This is a genomic window from Streptomyces sp. NPDC006610 (genome assembly GCF_040611575.1).
Lineage (GTDB): Bacteria > Actinomycetota > Actinomycetes > Streptomycetales > Streptomycetaceae > Streptomyces.
The window spans coordinates 1-16,777 of sequence record NZ_JBEXOP010000042.1 but is presented as its reverse complement, the minus strand read 5'-3'; the positions used below and the strand labels follow the sequence as shown (position 1 = coordinate 16,777).

At 70.2% G+C, this 16,777-nt stretch carries 12 protein-coding genes and 4 pseudogenes; 8 read left to right on the top strand and 8 right to left on the bottom strand.

Features of this window, described 5'->3' with window-relative positions:
* Positions 1–232 precede the first annotated feature (232 nt).
* Genes ABZY13_RS27365 through ABZY13_RS27355 form a run of 3 tightly spaced genes read right to left on the bottom strand, consistent with a single transcriptional unit; the run spans position 233 to position 4,954 of the window.
* A complete protein-coding gene (locus ABZY13_RS27365) occupies positions 233–1,258 on the bottom strand; it encodes a 3-oxoacyl-[acyl-carrier-protein] synthase III C-terminal domain-containing protein (RefSeq protein ID WP_356635290.1) in 1,026 nt (341 codons plus the stop codon).
* 25 nt (positions 1,259–1,283) lie between these two features.
* Positions 1,284–2,522 (bottom strand): beta-ketoacyl-[acyl-carrier-protein] synthase family protein, encoded by a 1,239-nt coding sequence (locus ABZY13_RS27360; RefSeq protein WP_356635288.1) that lies wholly within the window; start codon positions 2,520–2,522, stop codon positions 1,284–1,286.
* Positions 2,522–4,954 carry an MMPL family transporter gene (locus ABZY13_RS27355; RefSeq protein WP_356635286.1) on the bottom strand — a complete coding sequence of 811 codons (2,433 nt, stop codon included), beginning with the start codon at positions 4,952–4,954 and terminating at the stop codon, positions 2,522–2,524. The genes ABZY13_RS27360 and ABZY13_RS27355 overlap by 1 nt, the downstream gene beginning before the upstream one ends.
* 201 nt (positions 4,955–5,155) lie before the next feature.
* Here ABZY13_RS27355 and ABZY13_RS27350 point away from each other — a divergent pair, with 201 nt between their 5' ends.
* The 3 genes from ABZY13_RS27350 to ABZY13_RS27340 all read left to right on the top strand — a co-directional run bounded on the left by ABZY13_RS27350 (position 5,156) and on the right by ABZY13_RS27340 (position 8,055).
* Positions 5,156–6,025 carry an SDR family oxidoreductase gene (locus tag ABZY13_RS27350; RefSeq protein ID WP_356635284.1) on the top strand — a complete coding sequence of 290 codons (870 nt, stop codon included), beginning with the start codon at positions 5,156–5,158 and terminating at the stop codon, positions 6,023–6,025.
* Position 6,026: 1 nt separating this feature from the next.
* Positions 6,027–6,902, top strand: a complete 876-nt coding sequence (locus tag ABZY13_RS27345) for a metal-dependent hydrolase (protein ID WP_356635282.1) — start codon at positions 6,027–6,029, stop codon at positions 6,900–6,902.
* Positions 6,903–6,963: 61 nt separating this feature from the next.
* A complete protein-coding gene (locus ABZY13_RS27340) occupies positions 6,964–8,055 on the top strand; it encodes a PDR/VanB family oxidoreductase (RefSeq protein WP_356635280.1) in 1,092 nt (363 codons plus the stop codon).
* A gap of 6 nt (positions 8,056–8,061) precedes the next feature.
* Here the strand turns inward: ABZY13_RS27340 and ABZY13_RS27335 are convergent, their stop codons facing one another.
* The gene (locus ABZY13_RS27335) at positions 8,062–8,265 is read right to left on the bottom strand and encodes a hypothetical protein (protein WP_356635278.1); all 204 of its coding nucleotides are present in this window, start codon (positions 8,263–8,265) and stop codon (positions 8,062–8,064) included.
* Here ABZY13_RS27335 and ABZY13_RS27330 point away from each other — a divergent pair.
* Positions 8,252–8,424: pseudogene (locus ABZY13_RS27330) on the top strand (transcriptional regulator); the annotation flags it as partial. The gene ABZY13_RS27335 and the pseudogene ABZY13_RS27330 sit on opposite strands and share 14 nt — an antisense overlap.
* A gap of 1,394 nt (positions 8,425–9,818) precedes the next feature.
* Here ABZY13_RS27330 and ABZY13_RS27325 read toward each other — a convergent pair.
* The 3 genes and pseudogenes from ABZY13_RS27325 to ABZY13_RS27315 all read right to left on the bottom strand — a co-directional run.
* Positions 9,819–11,498, bottom strand: coding sequence for a CocE/NonD family hydrolase (locus ABZY13_RS27325; RefSeq protein ID WP_356635276.1), 1,680 nt, complete (start codon positions 11,496–11,498; stop codon positions 9,819–9,821).
* A gap of 124 nt (positions 11,499–11,622) precedes the next feature.
* Positions 11,623–11,886, bottom strand: a complete 264-nt coding sequence (locus tag ABZY13_RS27320) for a hypothetical protein (protein ID WP_356635274.1) — start codon at positions 11,884–11,886, stop codon at positions 11,623–11,625.
* Positions 11,887–11,991: 105 nt separating this feature from the next.
* Positions 11,992–12,432: pseudogene (locus tag ABZY13_RS27315) on the bottom strand (hypothetical protein); the annotation flags it as partial.
* Positions 12,433–12,631: 199 nt separating this feature from the next.
* Between ABZY13_RS27315 and guaD the strand changes: the two are divergent.
* From guaD to ABZY13_RS27295, 4 genes and pseudogenes are all read left to right on the top strand, one after another.
* Positions 12,632–14,032: a guanine deaminase gene (guaD, locus tag ABZY13_RS27310; RefSeq protein ID WP_356635272.1), complete on the top strand. Its 1,401-nt coding sequence runs from the start codon at positions 12,632–12,634 to the stop codon at positions 14,030–14,032.
* A gap of 320 nt (positions 14,033–14,352) precedes the next feature.
* Positions 14,353–14,598: pseudogene (locus tag ABZY13_RS27305) on the top strand (transposase); the annotation flags it as partial.
* Positions 14,599–15,073: 475 nt separating this feature from the next.
* Positions 15,074–15,268, top strand: coding sequence for a hypothetical protein (locus ABZY13_RS27300; RefSeq protein ID WP_356635396.1), 195 nt, complete (start codon positions 15,074–15,076; stop codon positions 15,266–15,268).
* A gap of 221 nt (positions 15,269–15,489) precedes the next feature.
* A complete protein-coding gene (locus ABZY13_RS27295; RefSeq protein ID WP_356635388.1) occupies positions 15,490–16,017 on the top strand; it encodes an Imm21 family immunity protein in 528 nt (175 codons plus the stop codon).
* Between the two features lie 26 nt (positions 16,018–16,043).
* On the opposite strand, the pseudogene ABZY13_RS27290 reads toward ABZY13_RS27295, so the two are convergent.
* Positions 16,044–16,483 (bottom strand): annotated as a pseudogene (locus tag ABZY13_RS27290) (transposase); the annotation flags it as partial.
* Positions 16,484–16,777 lie beyond the last annotated feature (294 nt).

Below are 16,777 nucleotides of genomic sequence, written 5' to 3'. Positions count from 1 at the left end.
GACCGCGGGCGCGGTCCAGGCCCCTCCTCCAGGGCCGCCGACCGCAGAACGCGGGCCACTCCCCGGCCAGCTGTGCTCCGTAGGGGGCGGGGAACCACGTCTACGTGCGTCCGGCCCGCCCCATCGTGAGCCGGTCCACCAGCCCTTCCGCGCGCAGCTTCGCCAGCTGCCGCCGGGTCTGCTGGATCCGGGCATCGGCTGACCGCCGACTCGTCACGGCGCCGCAGACGCCTCACCACTGGAGGAGCACCATTCCGGCAGCGGCGCCGCTGGCGAGGCCGAACAGCGCCACTAGGTCGCCCGGCCGCAGCCGTGCCTGCCGCGTCGCCTCGACCAGTTGGAGGGGCAGGCTGGCCGTGGCGACGTTGCCGTAGTGCGGGAAGGTCTGGACGACCCTGTCCTTCGGGATGCCCAGCGCATCGCGGATGGCGTGCGTAAACGCCACGGACGGCTGGTGGACGCAGAACAGATCGATGTCGTCGATTGTGCGGCCCAGTGCGCGCAGGCCCTCGAACGCCGCCGCCTCCATGCCTAGGAAGGAACCGGCCAGCGCGGCGGAGTCGAAGCGTACGGTCATCGTGCCGAGGGATGGTGCGAAGTAGGGGTTGCTCACGGTGGCGGCCCGCCAGCCCGCGGAGTTGGCCCGGAAGTGACCGCCCAGCATCCCGGGGTGGTCACCCCCTTCCATCAGGAGCGCCGCGCCCAGGTCGCCGAGTGTGCAGGCAGGCAGGAACTCGGCGAGGTCGTTGCCACGGTGGGGCGGCTGGCGGGAGAGGAGGCTTCCCCGTTCTCCGGTGCAGATGAGGACCCGGTGGTACTGGTCGGTGCGGATCAGGGCGTCGGCGATCTCCATGGCGTTCAGGAGGCCGTTGCAGGCGTTCTTCACGTCGAAGGCCGAAGCGGTGATGCCGATCTTGTCGGCCACGATGTGAGCCGTGGCCGGTTCCTCCACGTCCTCGCACGCCGAGGCGAAGATCACCAGGTCGACGGCGTCGGGGAGCAGCCCGGCCTGGCCCAGCACTTGCCGCCCGGCCGCTGCGGCGAGATCCGAGGGCCAGGTGCCCGGCGGGGCGACGCGGCGCTGCTCGAAGCCGTACATCTGCCTGAGGAGGCCGGGCAGCACTCGTGCGCCCGGATCACGGACGCGCAGCGATTCCTCGATCTCCTGGCCCGTCTGGTGACCGGGGGGCACGTGCACGGCGACCTGGCTGACGGTGCTGTAGCGCTTCCGGGCGCGGGGAAGGGAGGCGGCGGGCATGTGCGGTCTCCTGTGCAGGGTCGTGTCAGCTTTGCCAGGTCCGCAACGCCAGGACGACGTTGTGGCCTCCGAAGCCGAAGGAGTGGCTGACGGCGGTGCGTACGTGCTGCTGGCGCGGCTCTTTGACGACGAGGTCGATGTCGAACTCCGGGGCAGGTGCCTGGAGGTTGGCCACGGGCGGGACCACGCGGTGCTGCATCGTCAGCACCGTGAGGACCGCCTCGACGGCGCCCGCCGCCCCCAAGGTGTGCCCCAACGCGCCCTTGGCGCTGGTGACGCTGGGACGGTGCGGCAGGACGCGGGCGATCAACGCGGCTTCCGTCGCGTCGTTGAGCGGGGTGGAGGTGCCGTGGGCGTTGACGTGCTCGACATCGTGCGGAGAGACGCCCGCTTCCGTCAGTGCCGCGCGCAGCGCGGCTTCCGCGCCCCAGGCCCCTTCGGGGGGAGAGGTGGGGTGGTAGGCGTCGGAGGTGCTGCCGCACCCGGCGAGCAGGGCGCGGGGGCGGGCGCCGCGGGCCAGGGCGTCGTCGGCACGTTCCATGACGAGGATGCCGGCGCCCTCGGCCATCACGAAGCCGTCCCGGTCGGCGGCGAAGGGGCGCGAGGCCCCGCTGACGTCATCGACGCGCTCGGAGAGGGCGCCCATCCGCCAGAAGCCGGTGGTGCACAGCCGTCCGATGGCCGCTTCGGCGCCGCCGGCCACCACGATGTCGCACAGGCCCGACGCCAGCAGATCGCGGGCCACGGCGATCGCGGTGGCCCCGGAGGCGCAGGCGGTGGCGGGTGCCAGGCTCGCACCGCGGGCGTTCAGGTCGATGGAGACACCGCCCGCCACCTGATTGGGAATGATCATGGGAATGGCCAGGGGGGAGACCATGTCGGGCCCGCGCTCGTGGAGCCGCGCCTGCTGCTCCTCCCACTTCTGTACGCCCCCCATGCCGCAGCCGATAACCGTCGCGACCCGGCTTGCGTCCCAGGCCTTGGGGTCGAGTCCCGCGTCGGCCACGGCTTCTCGGGCGGCGAGGACCGCGAACTTCTCCGCGCGGCCCATCCGCCACGACTTGCGGCCGACTCTGTGGTCGAGCTCCTCGTCCGACAGCCGGATGCGGCAGGAGAAGTCGACCGGCAGACCGGCGAGGAGGGGGTCCCTGGCGGCCGCGGAGCGCCCGGAGCAGACGCCGTCCCAGGTGGTGTCCGCGTCGTCACCGGCCGGTGTGACCATCCCGAGTCCGGTGATGGCGACCGGGGTCGTGGCCGCGCCCATCAGGGTGCCACCGTGGCTGCACGCAGCTCGTCCAGGTGGTCGGCGACTTCGGCGAGGGTGGTGGTCCGTACGGCGTGCTCGCTGTCGATTTTCACGCCGAGCCGTTCCTCCAGGATGAGCGCGAACTCCGCCAGGGCCAGGGAGTCCAGGTCGAGTTCTTCGAGGGTGGCGCCGGGCACCACCTCGTCCTCGGGGATGCGGAAAGCGGAGGTGAGAGCGGAACGGATGACGTCGAAGGTGAGGGTGGTGTTGTCCATGGCAATGACCTCGCTCGGGTTGGGCCGGCTCGGGTTGGGCCGGCTCGGGTTTCGCTGAATCGGGGGTGAGGGGCGTTCCGCGTCGGCTGGCTTCCGCACGGACAGCGCGCGCAGAGTGGGTGGCAGCCACCAGTTGAGGTGGCCGAACAACCGCATCAGGGTCGGCACGAGCACCATGCGGATCAGCGTGGCGTCCACCAGCACCGATGCGGTCACCAGGAAGCCCAGGTGCCGCAGGTCTTGGCGCTGAGTGGTCAGCAGCGCGGCGAAGACGGCGGCCATGGTCACCGCGGCGAGGGTGATGGGGCGTGCGGTCTCGCTGAGACCGCGCGCGACAGCGGCACGGTGATCGCCGTGGGTGCGGTAGTACGCGGTGATGCGGTGGACGAGGAAGACCTCGTAGTCCAAGGACAGTCCGAACACGATGGTCAGGGCGAGCACCGGGACCACGACGTTCACACGGTCGCCGGTGAGGTCCGTGAACCGGGCAAGGAGACCGAAGGCCGCCGCCGTTGCGAGCGCGTTCATCAGCAGTGCCTTGATGGGGATGAGCAGGCTGCGGAAGGCCACGAGCATCAGCAGGAGGGCACCCGCCGCGCACAGCCCGGCCACTTGCCACAGAGCGGCGCGCAAAGTCGCGTGGAAGTCGGCCATGGCCGCGGCGGGACCGGCCACGTGCACCGGCTGCCCGGCAGGGAACGCATGGGCCGCGGCCGCCTCGATGTCCCGCACCAGCCGCGCGGAGCCAGCCGTGTCCACCGGCACCCGGTCGGTGACGACGGCCAGGGTCAGGTCACGTCCGTTGTCCAGGGTGCGGACGGCGGTGACGCGGGGGTCGTCCCGCAGTACGGCCGTCAGAGGGCCCGTGTTCACCGGGCCCTGGCCGGTGCGGTGAGGCAGTGCCAGCAGGGTGGTGTTGGCCAGGCCGTTCCGTTCCAGCTGCTCCAGTCCGCTGCCGGCAGCGCTGCGGGTGATGGCGGCGCGGTCCAGGTTCGGGGTCAGGAACAGTCCGCCGACCGGTGCGATGGCGAGGGCGAGCACGGCGAGGGCTGCTGCCAGCCAGGGCCAGGGATGGCGCATGAGATGGGCGGCCCATCGCTCCCAACGGTCCAATGATCTCCCGCCGTTCGCGGCGGCTTGCTTGAACCGTGGGCGGGAGTGCGTACGCTGGCGCCGGTACAGCAGCGGTCCGAGGCGGAGCAGGACGACGGGCAGGACCAGCCAGACGGTCGTCGCGGTCACCAGGGCGGTGAGCCCGGCGGCCAGCCCCATCGTGCGGACCATCTGCGACGGAATGATGTACAGGATTGCCGAGGTCACGACGACCGCGCCCCCGCACCACAGCATGGCTCGCCCGGCGCTCCTCCGGGCCGACGCGACCGCTTGCCGGTGACCAGATCCTTCGCGTACGAGGTCACGGTGACGGAGTACGAACAGCAGGGCGTAGTCGAGACCCAGGCCGAAGCCGATCGTGGTGGCGACGGTGAGAGCCATGCTGTCCACCGGCCACAACAGGGCCAGCGCGCTGAGGAGTCCGGCGCTGAGCAGTGCGCACGTACCTGCCATCACCGCTGTCACCAGTGCCGCGCCGAGCGAGCGCAGTCCCAGGACAAGCAGCAGCAGCACGATGGGCGCGGTCACCAGCTCAAGACGCCGCAGGTCGCGCAGGTCGGCGTGGTGCAATTCGGCGAAGACCGGAGTCAGACCCGTCACCGCCACAGAGACACGGCCACCGGAGGCGGCGGCCGCCGTGTGCTCGGCCGTGGCACGCCAGCGGGGCAGCAGCCGGCGGCGGGTCTCGGCGTCCCCCTCCGTTCCCACCAGGGCATGGGCGTGATGGGGGTGGGTGTCGCGCGGCCGGGGGAGCGGCATCGCCGTGCCGACGCCGGCCGCCTTGCCGACCGCCTCCAAGGTGGCGGACACAGCGCGCTGGTAGGGCTTCTCGTCCACGCGCAGCGAAGGGGAGTTGAAGGCGAGCAGCATCTGCTCGGAGCCGAGGCCGGGCATGCGGTCGGCGACAAGCCGGGCTGCGTGGTCCGACGGGCTGCCCGGAACCTGCGGGGCGATGCCCCGCAACCGCTCCTGCCCCGCCGGGATCGCCAGGCAGGCACCCAGGACGAACACCGCCCACAGGAAAATAATGTACCGGCCCATCCGGGTGTCCGACCACGGCACGGCTGACTACTCCTTCACGCAGAGAGGACAGCAGGAGTTCACCTGAAAGGTTTATTTGCCTTTTGGGGCATCTGAATGACCCTTTTGCATGCTCGGCCGCGTGAGTCGAGGAAGTTCGGTCGTGTCACATGCGCAGCGGGCTCGCATATTCGTCATGCTCGCACGGTGATCGTTCAAGGTGTCGGATATCCGGGCGGCGGCATGTCCGACCGCGAATTCGGCTCGTCACGTCCAAGAGAGGCAGCTATGAAAAGCGTCGTCGTCACCGGGGCCACCAGCGGCATCGGCATGGCCACGGCCCTGGAATTGTCCGCTCGCGGATACCAGGTCATCGGCACGGCCCGTACCACCGAAAAAGCCGAGAAACTCGCCGCGACGGCCGCCGAGCGCCACATGCACCTTCACACGGTCCTGCTCGACGTCACGGACAGGGACTCCTGCCGGACCGCCATGGCGGAGATCACCGACATGACCGAGGGCGGCCCCTGGGCGCTCGTGAACAACGCCGGCATCGCGGTCTCCGGAGCCTTCGAAGACGTCTGTGAAACCGACGCGTGGGCCGTCCTGGAAACCAACCTGCTCGGCACCGCCCGGATGACGCGCCTCGCGCTGCCCACCATGCGCCGCCGGGGCGAAGGCCGCATCGTGCAGATAAGCTCGGTGGCCGGGCTGGTCGCCATGCCACTCAACGGCTGGTACTGCGCCGGGAAGCATGCCCTCGAAGCCCTGACCGACGCGTTGCGCCGGGAGACCGCCGGCAGCGGTATCCACGTCTCGCTGATCGAACCGGGCTTCATCAACACGCCCATGCTCACCGACGGGCTCAGACACTTTCCGGCTCACACCCGTTACGAGACGGCGTACGCAACCATGCGCCGGATCGTCGCTAGCCGTGGCCCCCTTGGTCCCGAGGTCGTCGCCCGGACGGTGGTGAAGGCGCTGACCGTTCCGGTTCCCCGCCGCCGTTACGGCATCGGCTACGAGGCGGCCCTCGGGCGGCTCGCCCGGCTCGCCCCGTCCGCCGCCGTCGACCTAACCCTGCGTACCGTCCTTCAGCTGAACCGGAGTTGAGATGACGACCCCCCACACCGCCCTGCGTCACCTGCCGCGCGACGTCCGCTTCGACTGGTCGGACCTGCCGCTGCACTGGGTCCCGAACGAACCGCAGGTCACCCACACCCTCAACACCCTGCATCTGCTCTTGCCCGAGGGGGAGCGCTGGTTCTGCCGGGTCTTCCGGCAGGCACTCCCCATGGTCACCGACGAACATCTGCGCGACCGGCTGCACGGCTTCATCGGCCAGGAGGCGATCCACGCCCGGGCCCATGAAGAAGTGCACGGCAGGCTGCGCGCTCTCGGGCTGGACATCGACCCCTACCTGCGGCAGATGGAGTTCCACTTCCGCGAGATCCTTACTCCTCGGGACGAGCCGTCCTCGCCCCACTACCGCGAACAGGTGACGGAGCTGGCCGCCATCGTCGCCGCGGCCGAGCACTTCACGGCCGCCTTGGGCGCCTGGGTCCTGGACACCCCGGCCCTCGACGGCGCCGGTGCCCACCCCGCGATGCTCGACCTGCTGCGCTGGCACGGCGCCGAGGAGGTCGAACACTCCAGTGTCGCCTTCGACCTGCTCGTCCACCTGGACCCGGGCTACATTCGACGGCTGCGCACCGCCGCGCTCACCGGAGCCAACGTGCTCTGGCTCCTGACGCGCGGCACCCGCTACCTCATGAGCATCGACCCCCAGCTGCGCGGCTCAGTGCGCTTCACTCCGCGCGCTCACCTCGTCGCGGCCCGCCGGGGACTGCTCTGGCCGCCCGCCTTGCTCGCCGGCTCCGCCCTGCGCTACGTACGCCCCAAGTACCACCCGTCACGAGACTTCGACCTGCGGCCCGCCCTGGCCTATCTGGCCCGCTCTCCCGCCGCCCGCGCCGCCGTCCGGCTCTGACCCGCGCCACCGCCCGACGACTCGAAGCCGCCGCTCGTCCCTCCTCGCCCCTGGAGTTCTCATGCCCACGCGGCCGCAGCCTCCGACCGACCTGTACCGACCCGAACGCCCCGATCAGTTCCTCACCCAGCTGACCCGGCTGAGCCGAGTCCTGTTCTTCCTCCTCGCTCTCCCCGGCGTCCGGCGCACTTCCCGGCCGCCTGCGCACGTCCCCGCGGAAACACCGCTGACCGTACGCGCGCGACGCGAACTCGCTGCGGACATCGTCGAGTTCACCCTGGCAGCGGAACGGTCGTGCGCACCGTTGCCCGCCTGGCAGCCTGGCAGCCATCTCGACGTCATCCTGCCCTCGGGCCGGATGCGCTCGTATTCCCTGTGCGGCGACCCCGCCGACACGACCGTGTACCGCATCGCCGTACGCCGCCTGGCCCGTGGGCGGGGCGGCTCCCGAGAACTGCACGACGCGGTGCCACCCGGCACCCGGCTGACCGCTCGCGGTCCCTTCTGCGCCTTTCCCTTCGCGGCCGAACCCACCGTCCTCTTCCTGGCCGGCGGCATCGGCATCACGCCCCTGCTGCCTATGGTCCGGGAAGCCGCACGGCGCGGCCTCGACTGGCACCTCGTACAGACCGGACGGAGCCAGGCCGCTCTGCCCTACGCCGCCGAGTCGGCTGCACTGGACCCGACCGGCACCCGGATCACCACCCACCACTACGACACCGACGGCTACCCCGACCCCGCCGCCCTGCTCGCGTGCGCCCCGCGCCACGCCGCGGTGTACTGCTGCGGGCCCGCACCGTTCCTGGACTCCGTCCGCCGCGCCCTGGCCGCACGGGCGGGCCAGCCCTTGCACGCTCAGCGCTTCACCGCGGCTCCGGTGGCCGAAGGGGCCCCCTTCACCCTCCGCCTGCGTGACGGCACGCGTCTGCCGGTCCCCGGCGACCGGGCCGCCCTCGACGTCCTGCTCGACGCCCGCCCGGCCGCCCCCCGCTCCTGTCGCCAGGGGTACTGCGGAACCTGCCGCCTCCAGGTGCTCGACGGCACCCCGGACCACCGCGACCACATCCTGACCCCCGAGGAGCGGGAGGCCGGCGCCCTGCTGCCCTGCGTATCGCGGGCCAAGGAGGGGACACTGCTGTCCGTCGACCTCTGACACGCACTATTGCGCCGGCCCTCTCCGGCCCGTATGGATGTGGCGGATCACGAAGTGGGCGACGTGGGCCCGGTGGCCGAGGTGCCAGCCGATGGCGCTGGAATTCTTGTACGGTCGCCCGGTCACCTCGTCCGGGGCGAGGTCCTGCCGCAGGTCGTCGGTGTAGGCGCGGGCCCGGTCGTATTCGCGCAGCAGCGATGCTGGCCTCACCGCCGGGAAGGAACTCTCCGCCCGGTGCGGCTGGCACCTGGCCAAGACCACCCCTATCCAAGAGGGCGCGGCCGCGGGCATCCAGACCTGGTGCGCGGCGTGCGGCGCCGACGACCTATCGCCACCGCCCGCGCGGTCGACTCGATGCACATGGGGTGGTGCCCGCCTGCGCGAGGTCCAGGAGGGCTGGAGGCGGTGGCCGCCAGTTGGGCCGGCTGCCCGGTTCCGCTGCGGGTGATTCCCGCGCCGGGTGGCCGAGGGCTGCGCAGCCGGGCGTCCGCGGCGTTTGGTGGGGCTGCTGCCCGGGGCGCCGGGCACCGGTGTGCGGCTGCGCGACGGGTCTGCGCATTGTGGCGCTGACCTGCATGGTCGGGCTCATGGTTGGGGTTGGGCGGGTCGTGGTCGGGGTGGCTGCGTACTCCGATGCGTAAGGGCTGGGCAACCGGGCTGTGCGGTGCGCAGGCGGCTGCCGGATGCGCCCTGGGCTGGTGTGTGCGCAGCGGGCTGACCGGCATGGTCGGGGGTAGCCGTCGGCCCATGGTCGGGGTCCGTGGTTGGGGTTCGGGCGGCCGTGGTCGGCCCTGCGCGGGCCGTGGTCGGGGTTCGGGGCGGGTGACGTGTTGAGGGTGGTGGCGCACGACCTCCCCAGGTCTTTGTGTGCGCCACCGCCCCGACAGTTTCCCCGCGCGGCACGACGTCCGCTGCGTCGTCCAGCCGCTGGACCTGTTACCCGGCCCCCTGCTGCTCATGCCCGCCGGTCGGCGGTGGTCCAGGGCACGCCCTGGTCGGGGCCGTGCACGGGCCGCCAGACTGGCGCGCCGGGCCCGGCCCGGAGGACATCGGTGAGTGCCGCGGCGAGCACGGGAACGCCCCGAAGGCCGGCCGTGTCCGGTTCGGCGGCCGCCGCGTGCAGCGTGCTGATCTGCTCTCGACCCCGGCCGCCCCGGTGCCGTCCAGGACGAACAATAGCCTCAGGGGCGGGCAGTGCAGCCGTCGTCCCACCCGCGCGGCGCCCTGGACTGCGCCGGCTGCCGCAGCCGGACGGGAGCACGCCTGCACAGCCGTGCAGGCGCGCGTAGGCGGCCGGCCGCGCGCCCAGGCGCCCGGGCTCTGCGGTGGCGCGGTCGACGTCAACGAGCACCTGGAGCACCGCGCCGCGCCCGCCCGGGCCGGTGCGGTAGTGGAGCAGCACGTCCGGGACGACGCCCTGGCCGCCGGTGATGCCGTGGCCGGGGCCAGTTCAGGGGCCGGCACAGCTCTCCGCGGCGGCAGGCGTCCTGGAAGGCGAGCGCGACCTCTTCACGGTCAGCGCGTGGCCGGCATGCTGCCGGACCGCGCCGCGGTCCAGGGCCCGCCAGCTGGTCCGGAGGGTTGTTCTTCAGGATGGATCGGTCGATGACCGTCAGCGACAGATGCTCCCCCCACTCCTGGGGTGGGGAGCGCCGACTCCTTTTCTGCTGCGCTGGCGAACATATGCCTACTGCCGCGGGTGTGCTGGCCAGCAGGAGCTTCACCGGGTGGCGGATGCGGGCATCGGGCGGCGTGGCCGGGTGCTATGGCAGTGGGCCGAGGGGAAGGTCGATGTAGGACTCGTTGCCCTGGGGGGAGGTGATTTCCAGGGCGGACGGGATGGTGTTGTCGTCGGCGAAGAAGGGGTCGTAGCTGTCGATGACGAGCTGAAGTTGACGACCCTTGGCGAGGACGTAGTGGGTGGGCTGCATGCGGAAGGTGACGGTGGCCGCCTGCTGGTCGGTGAGGGTGTAGGGGGCGTGGGTGACGATGGTGGCCCGGCCGGTGGCGGGGTCGCAGTCCAGGAGATAGGCGACGAGGGTGGCGTTGTTCGTCTGCGGCTTCACGGTGATCTTGGCCTCCAGGTCGCCCTGGACGCGCATGGGCTGGTCCAGCGGCGTGGTCGTCCAGATGGCGGCGACGTCGCGCTTGATCTCGGCGGTGCGGTAGACGTGAGGCAGTCCGGCACGCTCCTTCAGGCCTGTCTGGACGAGCTTGGGGGCGACGACGATCCCCGCGTCCGGACCGGCGGGCTGCACGGAGCGGGTCCAGCCCGGCTGCGGCTGGCCTTGTGCCATCGGTGCGTCCTGCTGCCCCTCGGGCACGGCGCCAAGGTGGAAGCGCTGCTTGGGCAGGGCGTAGCTCGCCCAGTCGGGGTGGGTGAGGTCGGACAGAAGGTTGTGCATGTACTCCGAGCGGATGCCGAACTGCGGCCTCGCGCCGTCGCCGGCGCTGCCCCCGAGGTGATGGTCCATCCAGCGGTAGGCCATCTCGGTGGGCTTGGAGATGGCGCCGAACAGGCCGGGCAGTTCGCCGTTGCCGTGGTCGCCGATCTGCACCAGCAGCGATTTGGGGCCCTGCAGCCCGGTGAACAGGTCGATGACGGCGGGTACCGAGAAGATCGTCTCGTGCCAGTAGGTGGTCATCAAAACCGGCAGCTTGCGCTCGTTGTAAGTCGCCAGGTGCTGCATCGGCGAGCGAAGCCGGGCAAACTCCCTGACCTCGTCGTCGATGACGTTGTCGCGGACCTTCTTGATGACCTGTCGGAACTCCGCCGAGCAGCGTTCCTCGTGGAACAGGGACACAAGCGCCTCGAACGCCCTGATATGCCGGGTGCCGTTCTCGAAGAGGGAGGCGAACAGATCGCCCCAGGCGCTGGCTCCGGCGACGGCCTTAACGCGAGGGTCCTCCGCGGCCAGCAGCAGGCTGGTCCCGGCCCCGTAGGAGGCGCCGAAGCAACCGATCCGGTCCACGTCGACGCCCTCCAGACCGGTGAGCCAGTTGAGGATTTCGACGCCGTCGGCGACGTCCTGGGGCCCGGCAACCTGGATCTCACCCTCGGAGCGAGCCAGTCCGCGTTGACTGTAGCCAAGGACGGCGTAGCCGCCGAGCGTCCAGCGCGGGATCGTGCCGAAATAAGCCAGGCGGCCGAGATCGTTCAGCGGAGCGGGCATGACAATGGCGGGACAGGTCTGCCCCGGCGCGAGGTGGCGCGGCACGCTCAGCCCGGCGTCGATCCGGGTCCCGTCCGCCATGACGATCGGGAACTCCCGGTACTCGGCGATCTCCGCCTGCGCCTCGTAGGTATCGGCAAGACCCCACTGGTCGAGCATGCCGATCCGGCGCGGCGACGGGTCGAGCAGCGCCGCACGGATCGCCTCCAGCCTGGCGACATCGTCAGGGCTGAGAGCGAATGGGTTCTCCGGGGATCCGTTGACCGGCATGAATGTTCCGCCTTCCTCACCAGGGACTGACTGTGACGAGCTGCCAGGGGACATCTTCGGTTTAGGGGCGATTCCTTCCGGTGAGTAGACCGCGCACGCCACTCGAACGGGTGGCGTGCGCCGGTCATCCACCTACGCAGCCCCATCCAGCCGCTTCATCGGCGACAAGGAGCTCCACAAGTGCCTCGTCAAAGCCGTGCCCGGATGAACCGGAAACCCTGGCCTGCCACCCGCGGACCTCCAATAGATCGCCCTGCTGCTCACCGGCGCAGCCCGCGCCGTCGCCGCCGACGTCCGCCGCGCCGCCGACCTGCTGTCCCCTGCGGTGGGGGTGGGCGGCCTTGCCGTACTTCATCGCGGTGTCGGGTGCGATCCCGAAGACGCGCATCAGGACACCAACGAGTGACTGACCGGTACAGACCGTGGACCTTCTGAGATGCGGCTACGTCAGCACGAGGACCTTCGGGGAACCCGTCGGAGAACCACTTACCCCCAACCGGGCGGCGGCCTGCTCGGGTCCGAGCGGGGTGTCGGCGGCGGCGAGGTCCGCCAGGTCCTCGCGCTGGCAGACCTGGTCGACCTGGTCGGGGTGGTGCAGCGTTCCGTCCGGGTTCGCGCTGAGGTCGACCAGCAGGCCGCGGTCGACGAACCGGCGCACCACGAACGCGGTCACGTTCGCCTTCTCGCCGATCACGTTCGGGGTGCCGAGCGCGTCGGCGATCCGGTCGGCCGCCGCGCCGCCGCTGATCGGCGGGGAGGGCATCGCGGCCCGGAAGGCGTCGGCGTCCAGCGCCTCCACAGCGGCCCGGGACCACCGGGACGACGACACGTCGGGGGCGGGGATGAGGCCGGTGTGGCGGGCCCACCGGAAGGCGGCTGCGGGCACCTTCAGGCGCTTGGCGGCCTGGCTCGCGTCGTACTCGGTTCGTCGCATGAGATCGCCTCTCGCTCGGTCGCCGGAAGCGGCGGATAGAACACTAGAAAAGCCGTCAATACTCCTTTAAGAGATGACTTGCTAGGCGGACAGCGGTCGGCCCGACACATCGTGCGGAGGAGCTGTCCGGGTGATCAGCGGCGTCGCGACGGGTGCTGTTGCCGGACGGGCGAGGGCTGCGGCTGGATGCTTGTCCTTTGTGAGCAGCGAACAGGCGGCAACCGGGCAGACGAGGGACACGGCCGCTGGTTGTGGGCAGCACGGTGTGCGGGTGTTCCTGGGTGCCGTGCTGCATTTCCTGGACGATCCCGGTCCGGAGCTGGATCCGGCCGCTTGGGAACTGTTCGAGGACGGGGCGCTGGTGGTGGACGGCGAGGGAAAGGTCGCCTGGGCCGGGCCGGCCGCAGATGTGCCGTGTGAACTGCGCACCGGTGCCACGAAGGTGGATCACCGGGGCCGGCTCATCGTGCCGGGGTTCGTGGACACCCACCTGCATGTCAGCGAGGTCGACATCGTCGCCTCATACGGCGAGCAGCTGCTGAATTGGCTGCAGCAGTACGCCTTCCCCGCGGAGGCGAAGTGCGCGGATCCGGATTACGCCCGCACCGTGGCCGGTATCGCCCTGGAGCGGATGCTGGCCGCCGGGACCACCACCGCCTCGGTCCACACCTCCATCCACACCACCATGGTCGACGCCTTCTTCGAGCAGGCCCTGCAGCGCAACCTGCGCATGCTGAGCGGCAAGGTGCTGATGGACCGGGTCACACAGACCCCGCACTACCTGCGCGACCCGGACGTGCAGACAGCCGAGGACCAGACGCTCGAACTGATCGACCGGTGGCATGGCAAGGGCCGCCTGGGCTACAGCATCTCCCCGCGCCTGGCACTGACCTGCACCGAGGACATGCTGGCCATGGTTGCCCGGCTGCACCGCCAGCAGCCCGACTTGTGGATCCAGACCCACGGCGCGGAAAACCCCGAGGAGATCAAGCGGGTGCTCGACATCTACCGCGCCCAGGATTCCTCCTACCGTTCCTACATCGACATCTACGACCGCTTCGATCTGCTGACCGGCAAGTCGCTGTTCGCGCACTGCGTGCATATCGACGACACCGACCGCGTTCGCCTGGCCGCCGCCGGCTCGGCGGTGGCGTTCTGCCCCGACTCCAACATGTTCCTGGGCAGTGGCCTGTTCGACCTCGACGCCGCGTGGCGATACGGCGTCAGTGTCGGTCTGGGCAGCGACATCGCTGGCGGCACCAGCTACTCCCAGCTGTACGCCCTCAACCAGGCATACAAGGTGGTGGCGGTACGCGGCGGACGCCTGCACGCTCTGCGCGGCTTCTACCTGGCTACCCTGGGCGGCGCGCGAGCCCTGTCCCTGGATCGCCACATCGGCAACTTCACCGTCGGCAAGGAAGCCGACTTCACCGTTCTCGACTTCGCGGCCACCCCCACCCTGGCCCGCCGCGCCGAGATCGCCGAGACCTTTGCCGAGCGCCTGTTCGCGTTGATGATCTTGGGAGACGAGCAGGCGGTGACGGCCACTTACATCCTGGGCCGGCGCGTACACGAGCGCCAGTCACCCGCCCCCGTATAACCCCATGTACCTGCGCGTAGCCCCGCAGCTGTGCGATGAACCCCTCCCAATGGATGACGTGCCCGCGACGCGCGTAACGGGCCGTCGGGCCGTAGGTTGCCGCCATGGCCGGATAGCCGTCTCCCACGAACGTACTCAGGTCGTCTGCCTGGTGGACCCAGATCATGGAACCCAACGCTGAACACGCCGCGGGGGCGGGAGACACGACCGGTCGGCACCCGGCACCAGCTGGCCAATCGACCATGTGCTCTTCAACCACTAACGACCTCGTGCACGGTAGGCGGTGAGGCGTCGAGTTCTTGATCGTCGATCATGGTTGTGTGGTGGGGAGCGCGTCTCGTGCGGCGATCATCAGGGACCGGAGGATCACGGGCCTGTCGGCCGACGTGATTGCTGACCTCGTGGTTGAGCTGGGCCCATTGTGGCATGAACGGCACCGGGCCAGGCTTGCCTCCAGGCCGCGGAAGCGGGCTGTAGGCGCGGGTGCGAAGCACCGGCTGGTCTTCGTCGACCGGCTCCTGGCCACCCTCGTGCACCTCCGCCACGGAGTCACTCACGACGTGCTCGCCTGCTGGTTCGCAGTGGACCGCTCCACCATCACCCGCGCCATCGGAGAGGTGCGCCCCTGCTGGCCGAGCGAGGGTGCACCGTCAGCTCGGGGGTGCGGTTGCGGGCCCGGATCTCGGCGCCAGCGGGAAGACCGGCATCATCGACGGCACCGAGATCCGGGTCCGCCGGCCGGCCGCCGGACGCAAGGACCGGGACAGGTTCATTTCCGGCAAGAGCAAGCAGAACGCGGTCAAGACCATGGTCGTCACGGACGGCGAGGCCGAGTGCTCTTCTGCAGCCCGACCAGGCCCGGAAGCTGCGCGGACATCACCCACGCCCGCCAGCTCGGGCTGGTCGAGCTCCTGGCCGACGGACCCGCGGTGGAAATCCTGGCCGATGCCGGCTACCAGGGTCTGGGCGCGCAGACCGGCGGACGGGTGATCACGCCTCCGCACCGTAAGTTCAAAAAACGCCCCGGATTGGTACGAGGAGATGCACGAGCGACAGCGCAAGGCGCACTCCTCGAAGCGTATCCGTGTCGAGCACGGCATCGCCCACCTGAAGAACGGGCGGGCCCTGACCCGCCACCTTGGCCGCCGCGAACACATGAGCCACACCGTCCAGGCCGTCGCCAGCCTGCTCTCACACCAGCAGACCGCGGACCTGACGTCGGCACGGCGGGCGTGAACACCGAGCCCTACACCCTCCTCGACACCTCACCGCCTACCGTGCACGAGGTCGTAAAGGCTGTCCCGTAACCGCTGGTTGCCGCAGGCGCCGAGGCGTTCTCCGTGCTGGGCGTCAATGAGCGGCGTGGGCGTTGTCAGTGGGCCCGGGCACACTGACGGCATGAGCGCCTCTTCGCCTACCGCAGCCGATGCGTCCACACCTCCCCCTGGGTGGAGTCGATGGGCGGGCCTTTGATCGTCATCCCCGTCTCCGCGTTGGCTGCATGGCGCGGGTGCACGGAGAGCGGGGTCATGGCGGGAGACGCCACCGCTCCAGACGACTACGACCGGGCCTGTGCGGTGGACGATCTGGCCGGTGTGATCACAGTGGGCGGCGCGAACGGTGCGCAGGCACTGGTGCTGGCGGACGAGCCGGCCACCAGCTGCTATCTGCCCGAGCGCCGAGCTTTCCTGCGATGGCTTGCCGCCGATTCCGAGGCCGGACTGAAGGCCGCAGCAGAGGGCGTTCTCGCGGACCCGGCCACCGAGTGGGAGGAGTGCGGCACGTGGGTGTCGGACGGTCCGGCCGTGCTCATGGACTCCGCCGAAGCGGGCTCCGAACTCGACATCGAGTATTCCCGCGGCGGGATGCCTGATCAGGCATCGGTCCCACTGGCCGCCGGCCGCTGGAGGGTCCGGGCCACCCACACCAAGGTAGACGAGGAAAACTGGGTCGGCCTGGTCCAGCTCCTGCCCACCGAGTCTTGAACGGGCAGTTGCTCCGATGCGGGCAGTCACGCGCCGAGCGCAAGGTTGTGCAGATGGGCAATGCCGAGCATCGCGTGGTGGACACCCTCGCCCTTCAGCCGGCAGCCTCGGAGAATCTTCCAGGCCTTCATCCGCGCGAAGGCGTGCTCGACGCGAGCACGGACGATGCGGTGCGAGGCGTTGTGTTGCTGCTTCCATGCCGCAAGCTCCTGGCCTGGAGCACGCCGGTGTGGAATGAGCAGCCCGGTGCCGCGATAGCCGCCGTCAGCGATAGTGGTGACCCGGCCGACCATGGCCTTTGCGCCTGATTCTTCCCATGCCCTGCAGTCGTTGCGGTTGCCGGGCACCGGCCGTCCGACGGCAACGACCAGAGTGCTTTTTCTGCGTCCAGCACGATCTGGTGATTGGTGGAGTAGCGGTAGTTCTTGGACTGTTGGGCAATGGTGCGGTCGCGGGTGGGTACCAGGCGCACCCATATCGCCGTCGTACCACCCGGGTTGCTTGCCCGCGCGATCCGCGCAGTCAGAGACGGTACGTGCTCACCGGAACGCGGGCGCAGGGACAACGGGCACCTCGACAGTGCATCGGTCATCGGAACCATCCGAGCATGCCCGCTGATCATGCTGGGCCACTGGGAAACTCCAAGATCCCCGACAGAGTCAAGCTAAGGCCGTGTCCTATGTGGTGAGGCGGACGAGTCGCTTGTAGCAGCAGAGGGCGGCAGCCAGGCCGAGAAAGGCCAGGTAGTTGCGGGAATTGC

What these genes read in the sequence shown, in the direction of transcription:
- ABZY13_RS27360 (WP_356635288.1), bottom strand. Translation starts at nt 2,522, where the DNA reads ATGGGCGCGGCCACGACCCCGGTCGCCATCACCGGACTCGGGATGGTC.
- ABZY13_RS27340 (WP_356635280.1), top strand. Translation starts at nt 6,964, where the DNA reads ATGCCCACGCGGCCGCAGCCTCCGACCGACCTGTACCGACCCGAACGC.
- ABZY13_RS27325 (WP_356635276.1), bottom strand. Translation starts at nt 11,498, where the DNA reads ATGCCGGTCAACGGATCCCCGGAGAACCCATTCGCTCTCAGCCCTGAC.
- ABZY13_RS27300 (WP_356635396.1), top strand. Translation starts at nt 15,074, where the DNA reads ATGCACGAGCGACAGCGCAAGGCGCACTCCTCGAAGCGTATCCGTGTC.
- ABZY13_RS27295 (WP_356635388.1), top strand. Translation starts at nt 15,490, where the DNA reads ATGGGCGGGCCTTTGATCGTCATCCCCGTCTCCGCGTTGGCTGCATGG.
- ABZY13_RS27350 (WP_356635284.1), top strand. Translation starts at nt 5,156, where the DNA reads ATGTCCGACCGCGAATTCGGCTCGTCACGTCCAAGAGAGGCAGCTATG.
- ABZY13_RS27365 (WP_356635290.1), bottom strand. Translation starts at nt 1,258, where the DNA reads ATGCCCGCCGCCTCCCTTCCCCGCGCCCGGAAGCGCTACAGCACCGTC.
- ABZY13_RS27320 (WP_356635274.1), bottom strand. Translation starts at nt 11,886, where the DNA reads ATGCGCGTCTTCGGGATCGCACCCGACACCGCGATGAAGTACGGCAAG.
- ABZY13_RS27345 (WP_356635282.1), top strand. Translation starts at nt 6,027, where the DNA reads ATGACGACCCCCCACACCGCCCTGCGTCACCTGCCGCGCGACGTCCGC.